The 17,243-nt window shown below is 45.5% G+C and carries 11 protein-coding genes; 3 read left to right on the plus strand and 8 right to left on the minus strand.

Translation table 11 applies throughout. From position 1 onward, the window contains the following. Nucleotides 1–143: 143 nt before the first annotated feature. The 8 genes from guaA to trxB all read right to left on the minus strand — a co-directional run bounded on the left by guaA (nt 144) and on the right by trxB (nt 12,568). Nucleotides 144–1,769 (minus strand): glutamine-hydrolyzing GMP synthase, encoded by a 1,626-nt coding sequence (guaA, locus tag P5674_RS18240; RefSeq protein WP_062945911.1) that lies wholly within the window; start codon nt 1,767–1,769, stop codon nt 144–146. A gap of 109 nt (nt 1,770–1,878) precedes the next feature. Next, on the minus strand, nt 1,879–3,003 hold the full coding sequence (gene cbiD / locus P5674_RS18245) for a cobalt-precorrin-5B (C(1))-methyltransferase CbiD (protein ID WP_315670179.1): 1,125 nt from the start codon (nt 3,001–3,003) through the stop codon (nt 1,879–1,881). A gap of 152 nt (nt 3,004–3,155) precedes the next feature. Next, nucleotides 3,156–4,046: a fumarylacetoacetate hydrolase family protein gene (locus tag P5674_RS18250; RefSeq protein WP_043468558.1), complete on the minus strand. Its 891-nt coding sequence runs from the start codon at nt 4,044–4,046 to the stop codon at nt 3,156–3,158. A gap of 214 nt (nt 4,047–4,260) precedes the next feature. Beyond that, nucleotides 4,261–5,898 (minus strand): acetolactate synthase large subunit, encoded by a 1,638-nt coding sequence (locus P5674_RS18255; RefSeq protein ID WP_008052622.1) that lies wholly within the window; start codon nt 5,896–5,898, stop codon nt 4,261–4,263. Between the two features lie 162 nt (nt 5,899–6,060). Then, nucleotides 6,061–7,428, minus strand: a complete 1,368-nt coding sequence (locus P5674_RS18260) for an NAD-dependent succinate-semialdehyde dehydrogenase (RefSeq protein ID WP_006624260.1) — start codon at nt 7,426–7,428, stop codon at nt 6,061–6,063. A gap of 273 nt (nt 7,429–7,701) precedes the next feature. Next, nucleotides 7,702–8,865 (minus strand): RNA polymerase sigma factor RpoD, encoded by a 1,164-nt coding sequence (rpoD, locus tag P5674_RS18265; RefSeq protein WP_006668411.1) that lies wholly within the window; start codon nt 8,863–8,865, stop codon nt 7,702–7,704. 1,427 nt (nt 8,866–10,292) lie between these two features. After that, nucleotides 10,293–11,177: an ABC transporter permease gene (locus P5674_RS18270; protein WP_006619889.1), complete on the minus strand. Its 885-nt coding sequence runs from the start codon at nt 11,175–11,177 to the stop codon at nt 10,293–10,295. Between the two features lie 38 nt (nt 11,178–11,215). After that, the gene (gene trxB, locus P5674_RS18275; RefSeq protein WP_043468555.1) at nt 11,216–12,568 is read right to left on the minus strand and encodes a thioredoxin-disulfide reductase; all 1,353 of its coding nucleotides are present in this window, start codon (nt 12,566–12,568) and stop codon (nt 11,216–11,218) included. Nucleotides 12,569–12,749: 181 nt separating this feature from the next. Here trxB and P5674_RS18280 point away from each other — a divergent pair, with 181 nt between their 5' ends. From P5674_RS18280 to P5674_RS18290, 3 genes are all read left to right on the plus strand, one after another. Next, nucleotides 12,750–13,412, plus strand: a complete 663-nt coding sequence (locus P5674_RS18280; RefSeq protein ID WP_062945910.1) for a class I SAM-dependent methyltransferase — start codon at nt 12,750–12,752, stop codon at nt 13,410–13,412. A gap of 156 nt (nt 13,413–13,568) precedes the next feature. Next, nucleotides 13,569–14,930, plus strand: coding sequence for a GH25 family lysozyme (locus P5674_RS18285; protein ID WP_315670180.1), 1,362 nt, complete (start codon nt 13,569–13,571; stop codon nt 14,928–14,930). A 214-nt stretch (nt 14,931–15,144) separates the two neighbouring features. Beyond that, nucleotides 15,145–17,073, plus strand: coding sequence for a cation:proton antiporter (locus P5674_RS18290; RefSeq protein ID WP_014276668.1), 1,929 nt, complete (start codon nt 15,145–15,147; stop codon nt 17,071–17,073). Nucleotides 17,074–17,243 lie beyond the last annotated feature (170 nt).

Here is a 17,243-nt window from a genome sequence, read left to right on the forward strand (position 1 = left end):
GAACCCGCCCCTACAATAATTTCCCGGTGGGTTAGGGCGGGTTTACCAAAACCCCCCTGGGAATGATGATTGACAGCAGAACCCGCCCCTACAGGATGAACAATTAACAATTAATAATTATCCATTATCCATTATCAATTGCCCTATTCCCATTCGATAGTTCCTGGGGGTTTGGATGTAATATCGTAAACTACCCGATTGACTCCTCGCACTTCATTAACAATGCGGTTAGAAATAGTTTCGAGTAAATCGTAGGGAACCCGCGACCAGTCGGCGGTCATACCATCTTCACTAGAGACAAATCGCAACACCACCGGATAGGCGTAAGTGCGCTGATCTCCCATAACTCCCACACTGCGGACGGGAAGCAATACGGCGAAGGCTTGCCAAAAATCATGATAAACGCCGGATTTGTGAATTTCATCACGGACGATAAAATCAGCATCACGCAGAATATTCAGTTTTTCGGCGGTAACTTCCCCTAGAATACGAATGGCTAAACCTGGACCAGGGAAGGGGTGGCGGCGGACGATTTCTTCGGGTAAACCTATCGATCGCCCAACTTTGCGAACTTCATCTTTAAACAGTTTGCGGAGAGGTTCAACTAATTTAAATCGTAAGTCCTTGGGTAAACCGCCAACGTTGTGATGGCTTTTGATTTTAACCGCTACCCTTTCCCCAGTTTTCGGGTCAACATTGGTATCGGCTGACTCAATTACATCAGGATAAAGGGTTCCCTGGGCGAGATAGTCAAAGGGTCCGAGACGGGCTGATTCTTCTTCAAAGACTCGGATAAATTCCCCCCCAATGCGTTTGCGTTTTTCTTCGGGGTCGGTCACTCCTTTGAGTTGTTCGAGAAAGCGATCGCGGGCGTTAACGTATTCAACCGAGATATGAAATCGATCATCAAATAGTTTTACCAGTTTTTCGGGTTCATATTTCCGCATAAACCCCTGGTCAATAAACATACAGGTAAGTTGATCTCCGATCGCCTGATGGAGTAAAAATGCCAGAGTTGAGGAGTCCACCCCGCCGGAAAGGGCTAATAATACCCGTTTATCTCCTACTTTACCCCGAATCTCGCGGATAGCTTCTTCCACAAAAGTTTCTGTAGTCCAGGTCGGTTCACAGTCGCATATATGATAAACGAAATTCCTGATTAAGGCTTGACCACCAATAGAGTGAACTACTTCCGGGTGAAACTGAACTCCGTAGAGTTTGCGTTGATGGTCAGCGATCGCCGCACAGGGGGTATTACCTGTATGGGCGAGAACCTCAAACCCTGGTGGGAGTCTAGTACAGGAGTCACCATGACTCATCCACATGGTAGACCCTTGCTCAACATTAGTCAGTAGATCTGTTGGATCATCAATAGTTAGGGAAGCCTTACCATATTCAGCTAGTTTAGCCCGTTCTACCTCCCCCCCCAGTTGTTGAACCATTAACTGCATTCCATAACATACACCCAACACCGGAACCCCCAGATTCCAAATTTCTGGGTCACAATGGGGGGCTTTTTCGTCATAGACCGAACTAGGTCCACCGGATAAGATAATCCCTTTTAAGTTCAGGTCGGCTAATTTTTTGGCGCTGGTGCGATAGGAAATCACTTCCGAATAGACTTCTGTTTCCCGAATACGACGGGCGATCAGTTCCGAGTATTGGGAACCGAAATCTAAGATCATAATCATTTCCCGATTAACTGAGGTAACCGGTTCGGTTATTGGTGTCGGTAGAGTTTGCTCTGGGGCTGAGGTTTGCACAGTCATATTGAGTTAAGGGTTGTAGATGTTGATATAGTCATGGGGGCTAGGTTCTGGTAGCACCGGGAGGAGTAAAAACGCGGCAATTTTGCGGATAATTTGTTGAGGGAGTATTCTAACTAGGATAACAAATTTGCTGCCAAATTGTATCACCGATCGCACTTTTGCAGATAATTTGACGCTGGCGATCAAATAACACTGACCCCACCTGAACATTTACTTCCGCGTGGGTGTGTATATAGGCGGCGGCGCGATGATCAATAGCCGAGGCGATCGAACCATATATGCGATCGACCCAATCCCCCTTTAGTTCCCGCAGGTACAATAAAGCATCTTCCGTCGTCGGAGAATGCAAAACCTTCTGTAGATCTGGGGTTGGTAATCCCATATCCGCACAGTGAGCCGTTAAAATTTCTAAGCGTCCGTCTGCGAGGTGATGATGGGTGTGGAAAATCCCCCCAGCCACTTTGATCAGCTTTCCGTGATACCCAAATAGTAAAATCGATTCAATTTCTACACATCCTGCCGTTACTAGCATTGGCCCCAACCAGTTAGCCGTTTTGACAATTTGTTCAGGCTTAATACCCAAATGCGTGGCTAGGTCTAATCCATTTTCACCAATACAAAATACTAGGGTTTGAAAGTCGGCGGCTTTCGCTTCCAGCGTCTCCCGATAGACTTCCAACTGTTCGGGGACGCTGAGGGGTTGGGATATACCTGTTGTTCCCAGCAATGATAGTCCTTGGATGACTCCAAAGGCTTCGTTAGATGTGCGTTTGGCTAGTTTTTTGCCTTCTGGTAAAATAACCGTAACTTGAATGCGATCGCCTAGTGATACCAGGGATTTCAGGTTACTTAAAATCAGGGATTTGGCATATTTATAAATCGCCGCCTGTTCCCCTTTTTCCTGGACTCCCACCCCTTCACCACCGACAATTTTAATGGGGGTTTCTAGGGAGTTAATATTACGGCCTATTATTTCTACTATTGCCCAAACTGGTGTATGGCGAGTAATATCTAAGTTATCTCCTGGGTCTGAACGAGTAATTCCTAAAGCGGCATGATCACTAATACGAGCCACCTGTTCGATCGCAATTTCCGCCGTTTCTGGTGGGTCAATTAAATCCACGTTCACCGTATTTTTATCATTAGGGGTCGGGTCTTGGAGATGCTCCAAAGCTGCGATCGCCGCCGCACAAGCAAAAACCGGAAGTGTATATCCAGAACGAGGTTTAGTCATAAGTCTAACCTAGTATGAGTAAATTATATATATATCATCTTCAATCATTTTCAGCCACAGGTTCCCCGTATTTATCTAAATGTAAACTTGTCACCTCTCCCATATTTTACCATATTAAGTCAAATACTTAAAACCAGACCCGATTAATTAATTTACCCTACCCGATTAATCAATTTACCTACCCCTGTCACTTCCACAACTACCTCATCTCCAGCAGTTAGGAAACGGGGCGGATTATATCCCATCCCTACTCCCGCCGGAGTACCTGTAGCAATAATATCTCCTGGTAATAAAGTCAGTCCCGCCGACAGAGTAGATATAATCGCGGGGACATCAAAGATAACTTGATCAAACTTAGCTTGTTGTCTTTTTTCCCCATTCACCCAACAGCAAACCTCAATATTTTCCGCAGATGGCATCATCGAACGATGCACAACTACCGGACCCATAGGCGCAAAACCATCTAGGCTTTTTCCCCGAAACCATTGGCGGTGATCTGATTGTAAATCCCTAGCTGAGATATCATTTAAGGCTGTATAACCAAATACATAATCCCAGGCATTTTCTGGTAAAATATTAGTGCCTTTTTTGCCAATAATAATCGCCAATTCCGCCTCATAGTCTAATTTAGAGGTTAAATGGCTATAGCTAGGAATTATCGCACCCGTACCGATCGCCGTAGTGGTAGCTTTAGTAAAAATAATCATTTGGGTGGGTAGTTGGTCGTCTTTATCAACTCTACCCAGCATTTCTTTAGCATGATCTAAATAATTCTTACCCAAACAAAAAATATTGCGTTTAGGATGAGGAAAAGGTGCTATAATTTCAGTATCTGTCAACGGCGCACAGGCAATTTTTGCGGCGATCGCTTTCTCCGTCAAATCCCCAACCGCCTGAGTCGCAGTATCTCCAGCTTCTACTAATTCTAATAAAGTCTGAGTCGTTAAGGACTCATCCAAAATCTGACTAGCTTTAACTAAGTCCACAACAGTCTGATCAACTAAAGTCCCCAATTGTCCATTTTTTAGGGTTAAAAACTTCATAGTTAAAATCTCAGCCACTGCACATCCTACATGACTACAATTGTATCAGGCTATTAATAGCAATCCTCAATCAATCGCCAAATAAGCCCTCACCCCCAAGCCCTCACCCACAAAGGGAGTACCCAGCGACCAAAGGCGATCGCTGGGTCTGAGAAATGCAAATCTGAGAAAATCAGAAAGTCTCAGCGGGTTGGTGGTGAAATCAAATCAATAGTTAAATAGGACAGCACAAACCGCCAGCCCGTTGGCTAAAGCGGGCATTTTCCCGATAGTCTACGGGACAATCAATCACCACAGGAACTTCCGAAGCCAGTGCTTCTTTAAGAATAGGAACCAAATCAGTCGCCGCCTGAACCCGGTATCCTTTCAATCCCATACTTTCAGCAAACTTGACAAAATCAGGATTACCGAATTTAATAAACGAGGACGAGCCAAACTGGTCTTCTTGTTTCCATTCAATCAAACCATAGCCACCATCATTAAAAATCAGGGTGACAAAAGGTGTACCAACTCGCAGGGCGGTTTCTAATTCCTGACAGTTCATCATAAAACCGCCATCTCCAGTAACAGCCACTACTTTTAATTCAGGATTGACAAATTTAGCGGCGATCGCCCCGGGAATAGCAATTCCCATAGCCGCAAAACCATTGGAAATCAAACAAGTATTAGGGCGATCGCAGTGGTAATGTCTTGCCATCCACATTTTATGGGCCCCGACATCAGAAATCACGATATCTTCCGGTCCCATCACCTGCCGCAAATCATAGATAATTTTTTGAGGTTTAATGGGGAAACCATCATCATTAGCATAGCGTTCATAATCTTGGCGAATCTCTGAGCGCAGTTTTACCCCATAGGGGTCAGGTTTACCAGTGCGGTCAGACCGACGCAGAATCTCATGAAGAGAATCTGAAATATCCCCAACAATTTCGGCAATAGGAATATAACTGCTATCGATTTCCGCGGCATTAGCCCCCACATGAATAATCGGAATTGTGCCTTTAGGATTCCATTTTTTCGGGGAATATTCAATCAAATCATAGCCAATGGCAATCACCAAATCAGCTTTATCAAAAGCGCAACTAATGAAATCGCGCTGCTGAAGTCCTGTAGTCCACAGAGATAAAGGATGGGTATAAGGAATCGCCCCCTTACCCATAAAAGTATTAGCTACAGGAATATTTAGTTGGGTAGCAAATTCAGTCACCGCCTCACTAGCATTAGCTCTCAAAGCTCCATTACCTACTAGGATAAGGGGATTAACAGCTTTAGAGATAGCGCTGGCTGCTTCATTCATGCTTTGATAAGCACAATAAATTTTTTCGCGGCGATCGCGATTTAGCGGCTGCCCTTCCACAGCCATACTAGCAATATTTTCCGGTAAATCAATATGAACCGCACCGGGTTTTTCCGTTTGGGCTAATTTAAAAGCCTTACGGACAATTTCCGGGGTAATGCTAGGTCGGACAATTTGAGCATTCCACTTAGTTACAGGGGAAAACATTGCCACCAAATCCAGGTATTGATGGGATTCAATGTGCATTCTGTCTGTACCCACCTGACCCGTAATTGCCACCAAGGGAGCGCCATCAAGGTTAGCATCTGCGACCCCTGTCATTAGGTTAGTAGCACCAGGTCCCAAGGTTGATAAACAAACCCCTGCTTTTCCGGTCAAACGTCCGTAGACATCTGCCATAAATGCAGCACCTTGTTCATGGCGGGTGGTGATAAATTGGATAGAAGAATCTTTCAGGGATTCGAGAACTTCCATATTCTCTTCTCCCGGTAGTCCGAAGACATATTTCACCCCTTCATTTTCGAGGCATTTTACCAAAAGTTCGGCTGTATTCATTGGGCACTTTTTCAACTATACAAATAGATTAAAACAACCGGAGAATTATCGGCATAATTTCCGCAGTTTTTTTGGGTCAAATATAGGCGGAAAATATCCCAGCCAAAATGTCATATATCAACAATTAACCAGGTAATTTTTACCCCTTATTTGGAGTCGGAGTTATTTAATCCAGACCGTTTTCACATTGACAAACTCATGAATGCCTTGGATGCTTAACTCTCGTCCGTAGCCAGAGCGTTTAATGCCACCAAAGGGCAAGCGCGGATCGGATTTGACCAAACCGTTAATAAACACGGCTCCGGCTTCTAGTTCTAAAGTTAAACGATCCTGTTCGGCAGTGTCTGTAGTCCATGCACTTGCACCCAGACCAAAAGATGTGCTATTCGCTAATGCGATCGCCTCATCTAGGCTTTTCACCCTAAATAAGAGCGCCACAGGTCCAAAAAATTCCTCCTGATCAGCAGGTGTTCCGGGGGGGATGGAAGCTAAAATAGTAGGCGCATAGAAGTTTCCCGGACGCTCAGAGAGTCGATGACCGCCAGTGAGCGCGATCGCTCCTGCTGCTAGGCAAGTTTGCACTTGTTCGTCAATATCCTTGAGAATTCCCGGCGTAGCCAGGGGACCTACTTCTGTATCTGGGAGCATTGGGTCTCCCACTTTCAACGCCTTAAATTTGGCGACCAGTTTTTTTTCAAATTCTCCGGCGATGCGATCGGCAAGAATAAACCGCTTGGCCGCAATACAAGACTGACCGTTATTCAGCATTCTAGCTGTCACCGCCGTTTGTACTGCTGCTTCTAGATCGGCACTTTCTAGCACAATAAATGGATCGCTGCCTCCTAATTCTAGCACTGTTTTTTTGAGATTTTTACCAGCTTCCGAAGCTAAACTAGCTCCAGCCGGTTCACTTCCTGTCAGGGTGGCCGCTTTAACGCGCGGGTCAGCCACAATTTGAGCTACTTTGTCTGCTCCCACTAGGAGGGTTTGGAAAACTCCAGGGGGAAACCCAGCCGCTTTGAAGATTTCGGCAATAGCTAAAGCACATTGAGGCACGTTAGAGGCGTGTTTGAGCAACCCCACATTTCCCGCCATTAAAGCCGGAGCCGCAAAGCGGAACACCTGCCAAAATGGGAAATTCCAAGGCATGACCGCTAAAATGGCTCCTAGGGGTTGATAGCGCACGAAACTCCGAGTCGCATCACTGGCAGCCGGAACATCAGCCAGAAACTGAGGCGCGTTTTCCCCATAAAACCGACAAACCAAGGCGCTTTTTTTCGCTTCGGCGATCGCATCTTTGATAGGTTTTCCCATCTCCAATGTCATGATTTGAGCAAATCTCTGTGCATCTCGCTCCAAAATCTCCGCCGCTCGGTTCATCCATTCAGCTTTTTTGTCAAAAGGCAGATAGCGGTAACGGGTAAAGGCTTGCTCTGCTGATTCCAGACAGGCTTCTATCTCCGAGTCAGTCAGGGATTCAAAGGTTTTGACCACTTCTCCCGTGGCTGGGTTGATGGTGGCGATTCCCATAACAAATTGATGTTTTTCATAAAATTAAATGTTTACATCTAATCATCCTACCTCTGAAAAACCATCTATTATCAATTAATTTCCCCTTCAGCCAACTGTTTACACAAATCTATAACTTTATTTAAATAACTTAAAATTTATGAGAAAACATCCGGCTCTAATTCCCGACAAATTTAATTTTTCTTCATCTTACTTACAAAACTAAAAGAACACCCAGAAAGCTGTTCTCTGGGTGATATAAGACCAAATTATGGTTCAGGCTGTAGGTATCCCCTAGCGAATATACTCTTTGAGAATACTATTGCGGTTGGGGTGACGTAACTTTCGTAAAGCCTTAGCTTCTATCTGGCGAATGCGCTCCCGAGTCACGTTGAATATCTGCCCTATTTCTTCTAGGGTTTTCATCCGTCCGTCATCGAGTCCATAGCGTAGTCGCAAAACATCTCGTTCCCTGGGGCTGAGAGTATCTAATACACTTTCGAGGTCTTCCCGTAGCAAATTCTTAGAAACCTGATCTTCTGGGGTTTCTCCATCAGACTCAATAAAGTCTCCCAAGCGAGAATCTTCTTCTTTACCAATGGGAGTTTCCAGAGAAATAGGTAGTTGAGCGGATTTCGCAATAAATCTTAACTTCTCGATGGTCATTTCCATCCGGGTAGCGATTTCTTCCTCCGTCGGTTTACGACCCATTTCCTGAGATAGGAGTTTAGTAGTCTTTTTGATCCGAGAGATAGTTTCATACAGGTGAACTGGAAGTCTTATCGTCCGAGACTGATCAGCGATCGCCCGAGTAATAGCCTGACGAATCCACCAAGTCGCATAGGTACTGAACTTATAGCCTTTCTCGTGATCGAATTTTTCCGCCGCCCGGATTAACCCTAGGCTTCCCTCTTGAATTAAGTCTTGAAACGACAAACCCCGATTCATGTACTTTTTAGCAATGGAAACCACCAACCTCAAGTTAGACTGAACCATTTTATCCTTAGCTCGTCTGCCCAGAAATAGGCGACGGCGGAATTCTGGTAGCCTCATATCAACCGCATTTGCCCATTCCTTTTCGTTAGGTTCGCGATGATAATGCTCTATTAGCTTTTCTCGTATTCGCTCCAACTCCAGCAAATCGGCAATTTTACGAGCCAGTTCAATTTCCTCATCGGCTCGCAGTAAGCGAATCCGACCAATTTCCTGAAGATACAGTCGAATCGAATCTTCTGTATAGTGCTTTTTTTTTGTCTGGGCACGTCGCCGAGATTTCCCGGCACTCCCAGCCTTAGCTAGTTCTGTTTCAGATTGAGACTCCTCTAATTCTTGTTGGAGAGATTCTCCATGTTCAAACAAATTTTCAACTAAATCTGGATCAGATTTCGGGTCAGATAATTCAATTGTTTCCATTTCAGGCTCAATGGTGGTTGCGAGTCCGTCTTTTATTTGGATCATGCCGCGTTCCTCATGCTCCTCAATTCAAGAATCCATCACGAGAGACAGAATATAACAATATATCTGTCTGTAGACAGTTTAGCCAATTCCTCACTCGGTCTGACTGTAACTTCGGCTTGTTGATCATAAACTATTGATGATTGAATTCCGATACAGCCCATCAGCTAAGGGTGACAAAAGTTGCTCAAACCATATATATAAAATATCTCAGGTTTCACTTGCCAGGGTCGGCCTTGACCGCATAAACAACAGCCAACTACCTCCCATTAGCAAAAGCATTGGCAACCGAGCGATTGTGACTAATACTGCCATCGATTCATTTTCGTTTACCCTACCCCTAGCGTGTTAAGGAACACAACGGGTATGGTAGGTACAATTCATGCTCTTCCTCCGAGAAACCCCATCCCCTTGTGGGTGGGTCAGGAATTGAGCCGGAATTGAGCGGGGTTAAATACCCCCTAATTTGCCCATTCGATAACTATAAGCGTAGCCTCCTGAGTTGGTAAAGGTTGACTGCAATTGCGGGGTAAAGCGGTATGGTTGCCGCTCCGGTGGGGATATGGTTGTCCCCGATACACCCATTGCTGGGGTAAAGTTCCCACTTGCCAATGTTCAGAGTCGGTACTTTCCAGATAGCACGGTCTTAACCCTCTAGGACTGTTTAAGCATCTGGTTTTAGAGCTGGGGACTACTAGCGATAGCGACGCATCCCCAGGTAAGAACTTTAACACTTGCTCTGAACGTAGACGCTGACCGCGTCTGAGGCCCGTCAACTAAACTCACTCTGGGTTAGGGGCTTTAACAAGCCCCATCCCGCCAGTTGAGTGGGGTTGTTGACTACATTATTTATGAATCGGTTTCCCAATCTATGTTAGCCCATATAACAAACTATGGGGGTTAGGTTAATTGAGCAATCCTATTTTAATGTTCATCTCAAACCTCGCGGAGAAACTTCGAGGAGATTAATTCAGAATTGAAATACATAATCTGGTGATCACAATCTAGGTGATTCCATAGCTTGCGCCACTCCAGGTCTCAATCCCTTGGTCTGTCCTCAACAGAGACTTTTCAAGACTGGGTATTCTCAAACCGGCCCCATGGGTTTCCGAATACAGGATATCCTTAGTTTTCCCGCTTTGACAGAACTCATGCCAACTAAATGATATAGAGGCTAAGTTGCTGGGTTTGGTTTTGAACCAAGGGATTTGCTCAAAAAACTGAAACCAGATGAATCGGAGAACTCCATTTCAATAAAGATTTTCACGGTAAACGTGATCATTGAGTTCTCAGATGCGTCAGCCTTTTCTGTTAAGGTAGCTCAAATTTGAAGAAATGGAATCCCATAAAATGTTAAATCACATTAAGTTTTTGCAGTCATGTCTTAATATTTGCCGGTCAATTGTTGATTTATTAATCATTTTCTGGGTTTAACTTTGATTTCGGGTCTTAGGATTTATCCACTCGCTAATTCCCTCTCCTAACAAAGATAGCCCCACTACCATGATGGTAAGGGCTAATCCGGGAAACAATGTACTCCACCAAATCCCAGTGGGGAGAGCTTCTAAGGCTAGGCGTAAATCATGGCCCCATTCGGGAGTTTCTGGTGGTAGCCCTAAGCCTAAAAATCCTAATCCTCCTAAAATCAGGATCGCATCGGCTGCATTAAGAGTTAACAAAACGGGGACACTCTGAATTACATTTAAGAACAGGTAGCGAGAAAGCACTGTCCAAGTATCAGCCCCCATGGCTTGGGCGGCTTCGACAAATAATTCAGTTTTGACGCTGGTGGTATGGTTACGAACTACCCGATAATACTGGGGGATATAGGCAATACTAAGGGCTAAGGCTGCATTAAACACCCCTCGACCGACGACAAAGGCTAAGGTAATGGATAGCAGCAGTCCCGGTAAGGTGTAGATGGTATCCATCAAAAACAACAAGCAACGATCTATTTTCCCGCCCTGATAGCCACTCAGAAGCCCCAGAGGAACGCCGATACATAAACTTAATACTGTTGCTAACAGTACCACCTTCCAGGCGGCTTGAGTGCCGAATAGGGTACGGGAAAAGATATCATACCCCTGGCGATTGGTACCGAACCAGTGCTTGAGTCCGGGGGGTTGATGAATGGGGTTGGCGAGAAATTCGGTGGGACTCTGTATCCATCCCCAGCTTTCTAATACTGGGGAGAAAATAGCGATCGCCACAAAAACAGTTGTGATCACAAAACCAATTGTCATCATCCAACTGGAAACACTACGGGAACCTGTGCGGGTCCAAAATCGAGCAAATCGAGATTTAGTGGAAGTCATTTTTTAGTTAACAGGTGACATACAGAAAGAGAGGATAACTATAAATTACTTTGAATGACATCTCGATACTGACTTTTTTGTTTAACCCCCTTCATTTCTCTGACTAACTCCTTATGTTTAAAAAACTGAATAGTGGGAGTTCCCATCACTCCGGCATTTTGTGCAATTTCCGGGTCTTGTTCTATATCAATTTCCACAAAGTGGATTTTACCATCAAACTCATCGACCAATTTATTTAAAATGGGCTTGAGGGTGCGACAGGGGCCGCAGGTAGGGGAAACATATTTAACCATAATTAAGCGATCGCTCTCATGGTAAAGTTTCCGCAGAGCATAACTGCCTTTATGCTTAGTGTTATTTATATCGTAAGTTTCCTCAGTATCTGCCGCCTCAGTTTCGGGGCTGGTGTCTGTATGGTCTGACGAGGATTCAGTTTGTGGAAATTCCTGAGCCAAATTCTGAGAAGATAACCATCGTTCTGCCAACATCGCCCCCATGCAGCCACTACCGGCCGCCGTCACCGCTTGCCGAAATTCATGATCTTGAACATCTCCAACGGCATAAACACCCTCAACGCTGGTTTCTACGCCATGATTTTTAGTGACAATATAACCGACAGAATCTAGTTCTAACTGTCCTTGAAAAATGTCAGTGTTGGGAGTATGACCAATGGCATAAAATAGACCATTAACCAGCAATTCACTTTCCTGGTTTGTGCGGTTATTTTTAACTACAATTCCCGCAAGTTTGCCATTGCCAAATACTTTAAATGCCTCAGTGTTCCAATGAACAGTTATTTGGGGGTTTTGTAAAACTCGCTGCTGCATAGCTTTACTAGCACGCAACTCATCTCGACGTACCAAAAGATGAACATGACTGGCATATTTAGTTAAATAAACGGCTTCCTCTGCTGCTGAGTCGCCGCCACCAATAACGGCTAATTCTACCCCTTTAAATAGGGGACTAGCGCCATCACAAATAGCACAGGCGGAAATGCCATTACTCCAGAAAATTTCTTCCCCTGGTAGGTTGAGTCGTTTAGCGGTAGCTCCTGTAGCAATAATAATACTATGGGTGGAGATTTCCCGGTCTGGGGAAGTGAGGGTAAAGGGTCTTTGACTGAGATCTACCTTAATCACGTCTTCGGTAATTAATTGAGCCCCCCAGCGCGCGGCTTGTGCTTTCATGCGATCCATTAATTGGGGTCCGGTGATACCATCAGGAAAACCGGGGAAGTTTTCTACTTCTGTGGTGGTCATTAATTGTCCACCGGGAACCCCACCCTTCTGATATCCTTCAAATACAATGGGTTTGAGGTTAGCCCGTCCTGCATAGATAGCGGCAGTGTACCCAGCGGGACCAGAACCGATAATGACTAAATTTTCAACCATTTTCAATATGGTAGGGGGAAATTCTACAATCCTTGATTATAAAGCATCAGGACTGGGTTTCCTGAAAGTTTCCTAAAATTATGGTGAGGATGGCTGAGGGGTTGACAATTAATAATAATTGATTAATAATTTGAGGTTAATAAATATTTTTTTGTGTAATTTCATTGGCAAAGTAATCTGAATGAAACGAGTTTTAGAACCGGAAGTGATGGATAGTTGGTCGGAAGCTGTAGAGTATGACTCTATGGATTTTTCGGAGGTGAATCGAGCTTTTGCAGAAGAGGCGATCGCGGTTTTACCAAGGTCAGAAGGGATGGTATTAGATGCGGGAACGGGAACAGCACGCATCCCGATTTTGATAGCGAAACAGAAGCCAGGCTGGCAAATTATCGGGATTGATTTATCGGAAAATATGCTGAAAATAGGGGAGAGGAATATCAGGGCGGCGGGAATTAGTAGTCAAGTAGAATTAGCCTTGGTAGATGCCAAAAAGTTGCCATATATTGACGGTCAGTTTGATTTGGTAATTTCCAATAGTATAGTGCATCACCTGGGGGACCCTTTACCCTTTTTTTGTGAGGTGAAACGAGTATTAAAACCGGGGGGAGGGATTTTCCTGCGGGACTTACAGCGACCGAAAAGTGAAGCCGATCGCGATCGCCTAGTAGAGGAATATGCAGGGGACTGCAACCAGCATCAAAAACAACTATTCCGAGATTCCCTACAGGCGGCGTTTACCTTAGAAGAAGTGCAGGAGATGTTGAACCAAGCGGGTAATGGGGATATTAAAGTTTATACATCAAGCGATCGCCACTGGACGGCGGAAAAAATAGCGATCGGTTAACATAACAGTTAATCAACGGAACTCAGAAGTATTATAGTCAAAGTGCGAAGTGCGACAGTAGAGTCAATGGGTCAATTGACTGGCCCGATAGCGGTTTAATGAGCTGATCCGCATTGCCAATACCTGATCAAAATATTATTGTTAAATGCCAAACCCATGAGTATACGCGGTATAGATGTTTCAGACTACCAACCCAACGTTGACTGGAAAGCAGTGGCTAATTCCGGTATGGCGTTTGCTGTCATTAAATCAACGGAGGGAGCCACCTTTGTGGCGGATGTTTTTGCTCCCTATTGGAAAGCAACCAAAGCCAACGGCTTAATTAGGGGAGCATATCACTTTTTTCGGCCGGCCAGCAATATTCAGGGACAAATCGATAACTTCCTGAGAATTGTTACCCTGGAACCGGGAGATTTGCCGCCGGTGTTAGATATTGAAACCACGGACGGGCTTGATTCCAAAACGGTATGCGATCGCGCGGCTGTGTGGTTAGAAGCGATCGAAGCAGCGACGGGATATCAACCGATAATTTACACCTATCCAGGATTTTGGCAACAACTGAACACCGATCGCTTTTCGGAATATCCCCTATGGATAGCCCACTATACCCAAGCGGAAAAACCAGCCATACCCGGAAAATGGAAAACCTGGGTATTTTGGCAATATACAGATCGCGGTCAAGTTGATGGTATCCGAGGCGGGGTAGATGTCAACATCTTTGAGAGTATCCGCAAAGGGGAACGGGGACCGAAAGTAGAATTAATGCAGACCAAGCTGAAAAAACGCGGTTTTGAACCGGGAGTAATTGACGGCATTTTTGGCGCGGGAACCGAAAGGGCTTTACTGAGTTTTCAGGATAACAAAGGCATTAAAGAGAAAGATGGGGTAGCTGGCTTAAAAACCTGGACTGCATTAATGGGTCAAGTGGAAAACTTCGTCCCACCACCAAGGGTAGAAGCAGAACCGACACCCGCACCCGCACCGGCACCCGCACCGTCACCGACACCCGCACCGTCACCGACACCCGCACCGGCACCGACACCGGCACCGGCACCCGCACCGGCACCCGCACCCGCACCCGCAACAACTCTAGAACTAATTGATATATGTCGGATCTATCGTGGTTCTGCGACGGAAGATAAAGCCTTAGTCTGGTTACAGGATAAAATCCCATCGGAGACCTTATTAGAGTTTGCGCGTTTGTGGAGAAATCAGGCTACTCCCCAAACCCAGTCGATTAGAATTCTAGATGTGTGCCGTTATTATCGGGATCTACCGAACCAAAATCAAGCCTTGCGGTGGTTACAACGGGAAATTCCAGTGACGATTTTGCTGGAATTTGAACAGAAATGGAACGCCACCCCGGAAGTAGTGGTTGATATTCGGTTACTCGATGTCTGTCAATTCTACCGTGGGACTCCTACCCAAAAAGAGGCGATCGAATGGCTACAAACGCAAATTCCCGCCCCTACCCTGGTAGAATTTGCGAGACTATGGCGTAGACCCGGTTCTCGATAAGCTATTAAGGGGTGAGGCGATCGCCCAATCTAGGATAGGTTAACATTAACATACTCATTCCTAGTGCCCACTATCTACCCCAAGTAGTTACCCCGCCAGAAGTTCAACAATAATCAATTTTTGATTTGTTGGAGTAGATGGAATCCCCCTCTGTTTGATGGCGGGTCTGATATCAAGTGACCGAAGATATTTTGATCGTGCGACAGTAACCCTTATGGACACATCCTTTGAGATCACCATGCTGATGGTCATAACCATCATTAGTGGTATCGGTGCTCAAGTTTTAGCGGACTATCTAAAAGTTCCTGCCATTGTCTTTCTACTGGTATTCGGTATCCTAGTAGGCAATGATATTTTAGGGCTAGTCCATCCCAACTTACTCGGCGATGGCTTAGAAGTCATTGTCTCCCTTTCTGTAGCCCTAATTCTGTTTGAAGGGGGATTAAGCCTAGAACTGAGAGCTTTAGGGGCTGTTTCTGGGAGTATCCGTAACTTAGTAACAGTCGGAACATTGATCACCTTGGTGGGTGGTGGTATGGCTGCTCATTGGCTAGGGGAATTTCCCTGGCCGATCGCCTTTTTGTATGCGTCCTTAGTAGTTGTGACCGGACCTACTGTAGTTGGTCCCCTACTCAAACAGGTTTCTGTTGATCGACCCGTGGCGGCGATTTTGGAAGGGGAAGGAGTGCTAATCGATCCCATTGGTGCTATTCTCGCCGTCTTAGTGCTTAATGTAGTTCTCAGTGGTAGTGCTGACCCCGTGGAGTTGTTCCGGGAATTAATCACTCGTCTAGGAATTGGTGCCACTATCGGGGTCGTCGGTGGTGCATTAATGGGGTGGAGTCTCAAACAAGCTAAGTTTATGTCTGAGGATCTCACCAGTTTAGTCGTCTTAGCTGCTCTCTGGGGGCTCTATGATGCTGCTGAATTGGTCAGTAGTGAATCGGGGCTAATGACTGCAGTTGTCGCGGGTCTAGTGGTGCGTTCTGTGGGGGTTCCAGAAATGCGTCAACTGCGCCGCTTTAAGGGACAACTGACCATGTTATGTGTGTCGGTGCTGTTTATTCTGTTAGCGGCGGATCTGTCTTTAGAAAGTATTGTCGCCTTGGGGTGGGGGAGTGTGTTAACGGTACTCGCTCTGATGTTTATTGTCCGTCCCATTAACGTTTTGATTTGTACCCTATCAAGTAAACTTAACTGGCGACAAAAGTTTTTTATTGCTTGGATAGGACCTAGGGGGATTGTATCAGCTTCTGTGTCTTCCCTGTTTGCGATTCTGTTGACTCAACGGGGAATGAATGGGGGAGACTCAATTAAGGCTTTGGTTTTCCTGACGATTATTATGACTGTTGTCACCCAAGGACTAACGGCTAAATATGTGGCTCAACTATTAAGAGTTACCTCGTCTACAGCTACGGGAGCGGTAATTGTCGGTTCAAATCCCATCAGCCGCCTGATTGGACAAATGTTCCAAGAACGCAATGAGTCGGTGGTGATTATTGATACAGACCCAGAGGCTTGCGAACAGGCTAAGGATGAGGGGTTGCGTGTTTATCAAAGTAGCGCCCTTGATACGAATGTCTTGGAAGAGGCGGGACTTGAGTCTATGGGGACTTTCCTGGCTATGACTAGCAATGGTGAGGTGAATCTAGTTTTAGCACAACGGGCGGCGGAAGAGTTCCAGCCTCCTCGTGTGTTGGCGATTTTTCCCCAAGAGCCTCAAAAGAAAACTGCTAACAGTAATGCTAAGGATAAGGTACAACAGGCTTTTATTCCAGAGTTCCCCCTGAAGTTGTGGAGTCAATATGTCCAGGACCGTGAGGTGAAGTTGGGGGAAACTTTGCTGAGACAACCGGGACTGGAGTTTCAGCGATCGCATTTACAGGCGATGATTCGCTCAGGGGAGTTTCTCCCTCTATTACTGTTGCGTCAAGATCAGCTAATGGTAGTCCCAGTGGCGGAAACTTGGCAAGCAGGCGATCGTATTATTTACTTACTCCATGATCCCAAACCTAAACTACTTAAACGTTTATCAGGTTCTCAACAAACCGATCTCACCCTTGATAAGCATCCCGTAGTCGAGGAAGTTCCCATTCCATCTCCTCACCTGGAAACTATTTCCGCTAAAGAATCTAGTAACTAGCTAGTCAACCAGCCTTCATTCCACAGATAGTTCGCAACAGTGTAGTCAAATTATGAAGTAGGTTGGGTGTAACGTAGTGGAACCCAACACCAGGGTTTTGTATAACGGCGGTGGAACCGAACACCAAGGGTTTTGTATGAAGTAGGTTGGGTGTAACGGAGTGTAACCCC

This window comes from Limnospira sp. PMC 289.06 (assembly GCF_032350395.1).
GTDB classification, from domain to species: domain Bacteria; phylum Cyanobacteriota; class Cyanobacteriia; order Cyanobacteriales; family Microcoleaceae; genus Limnospira; species Limnospira platensis.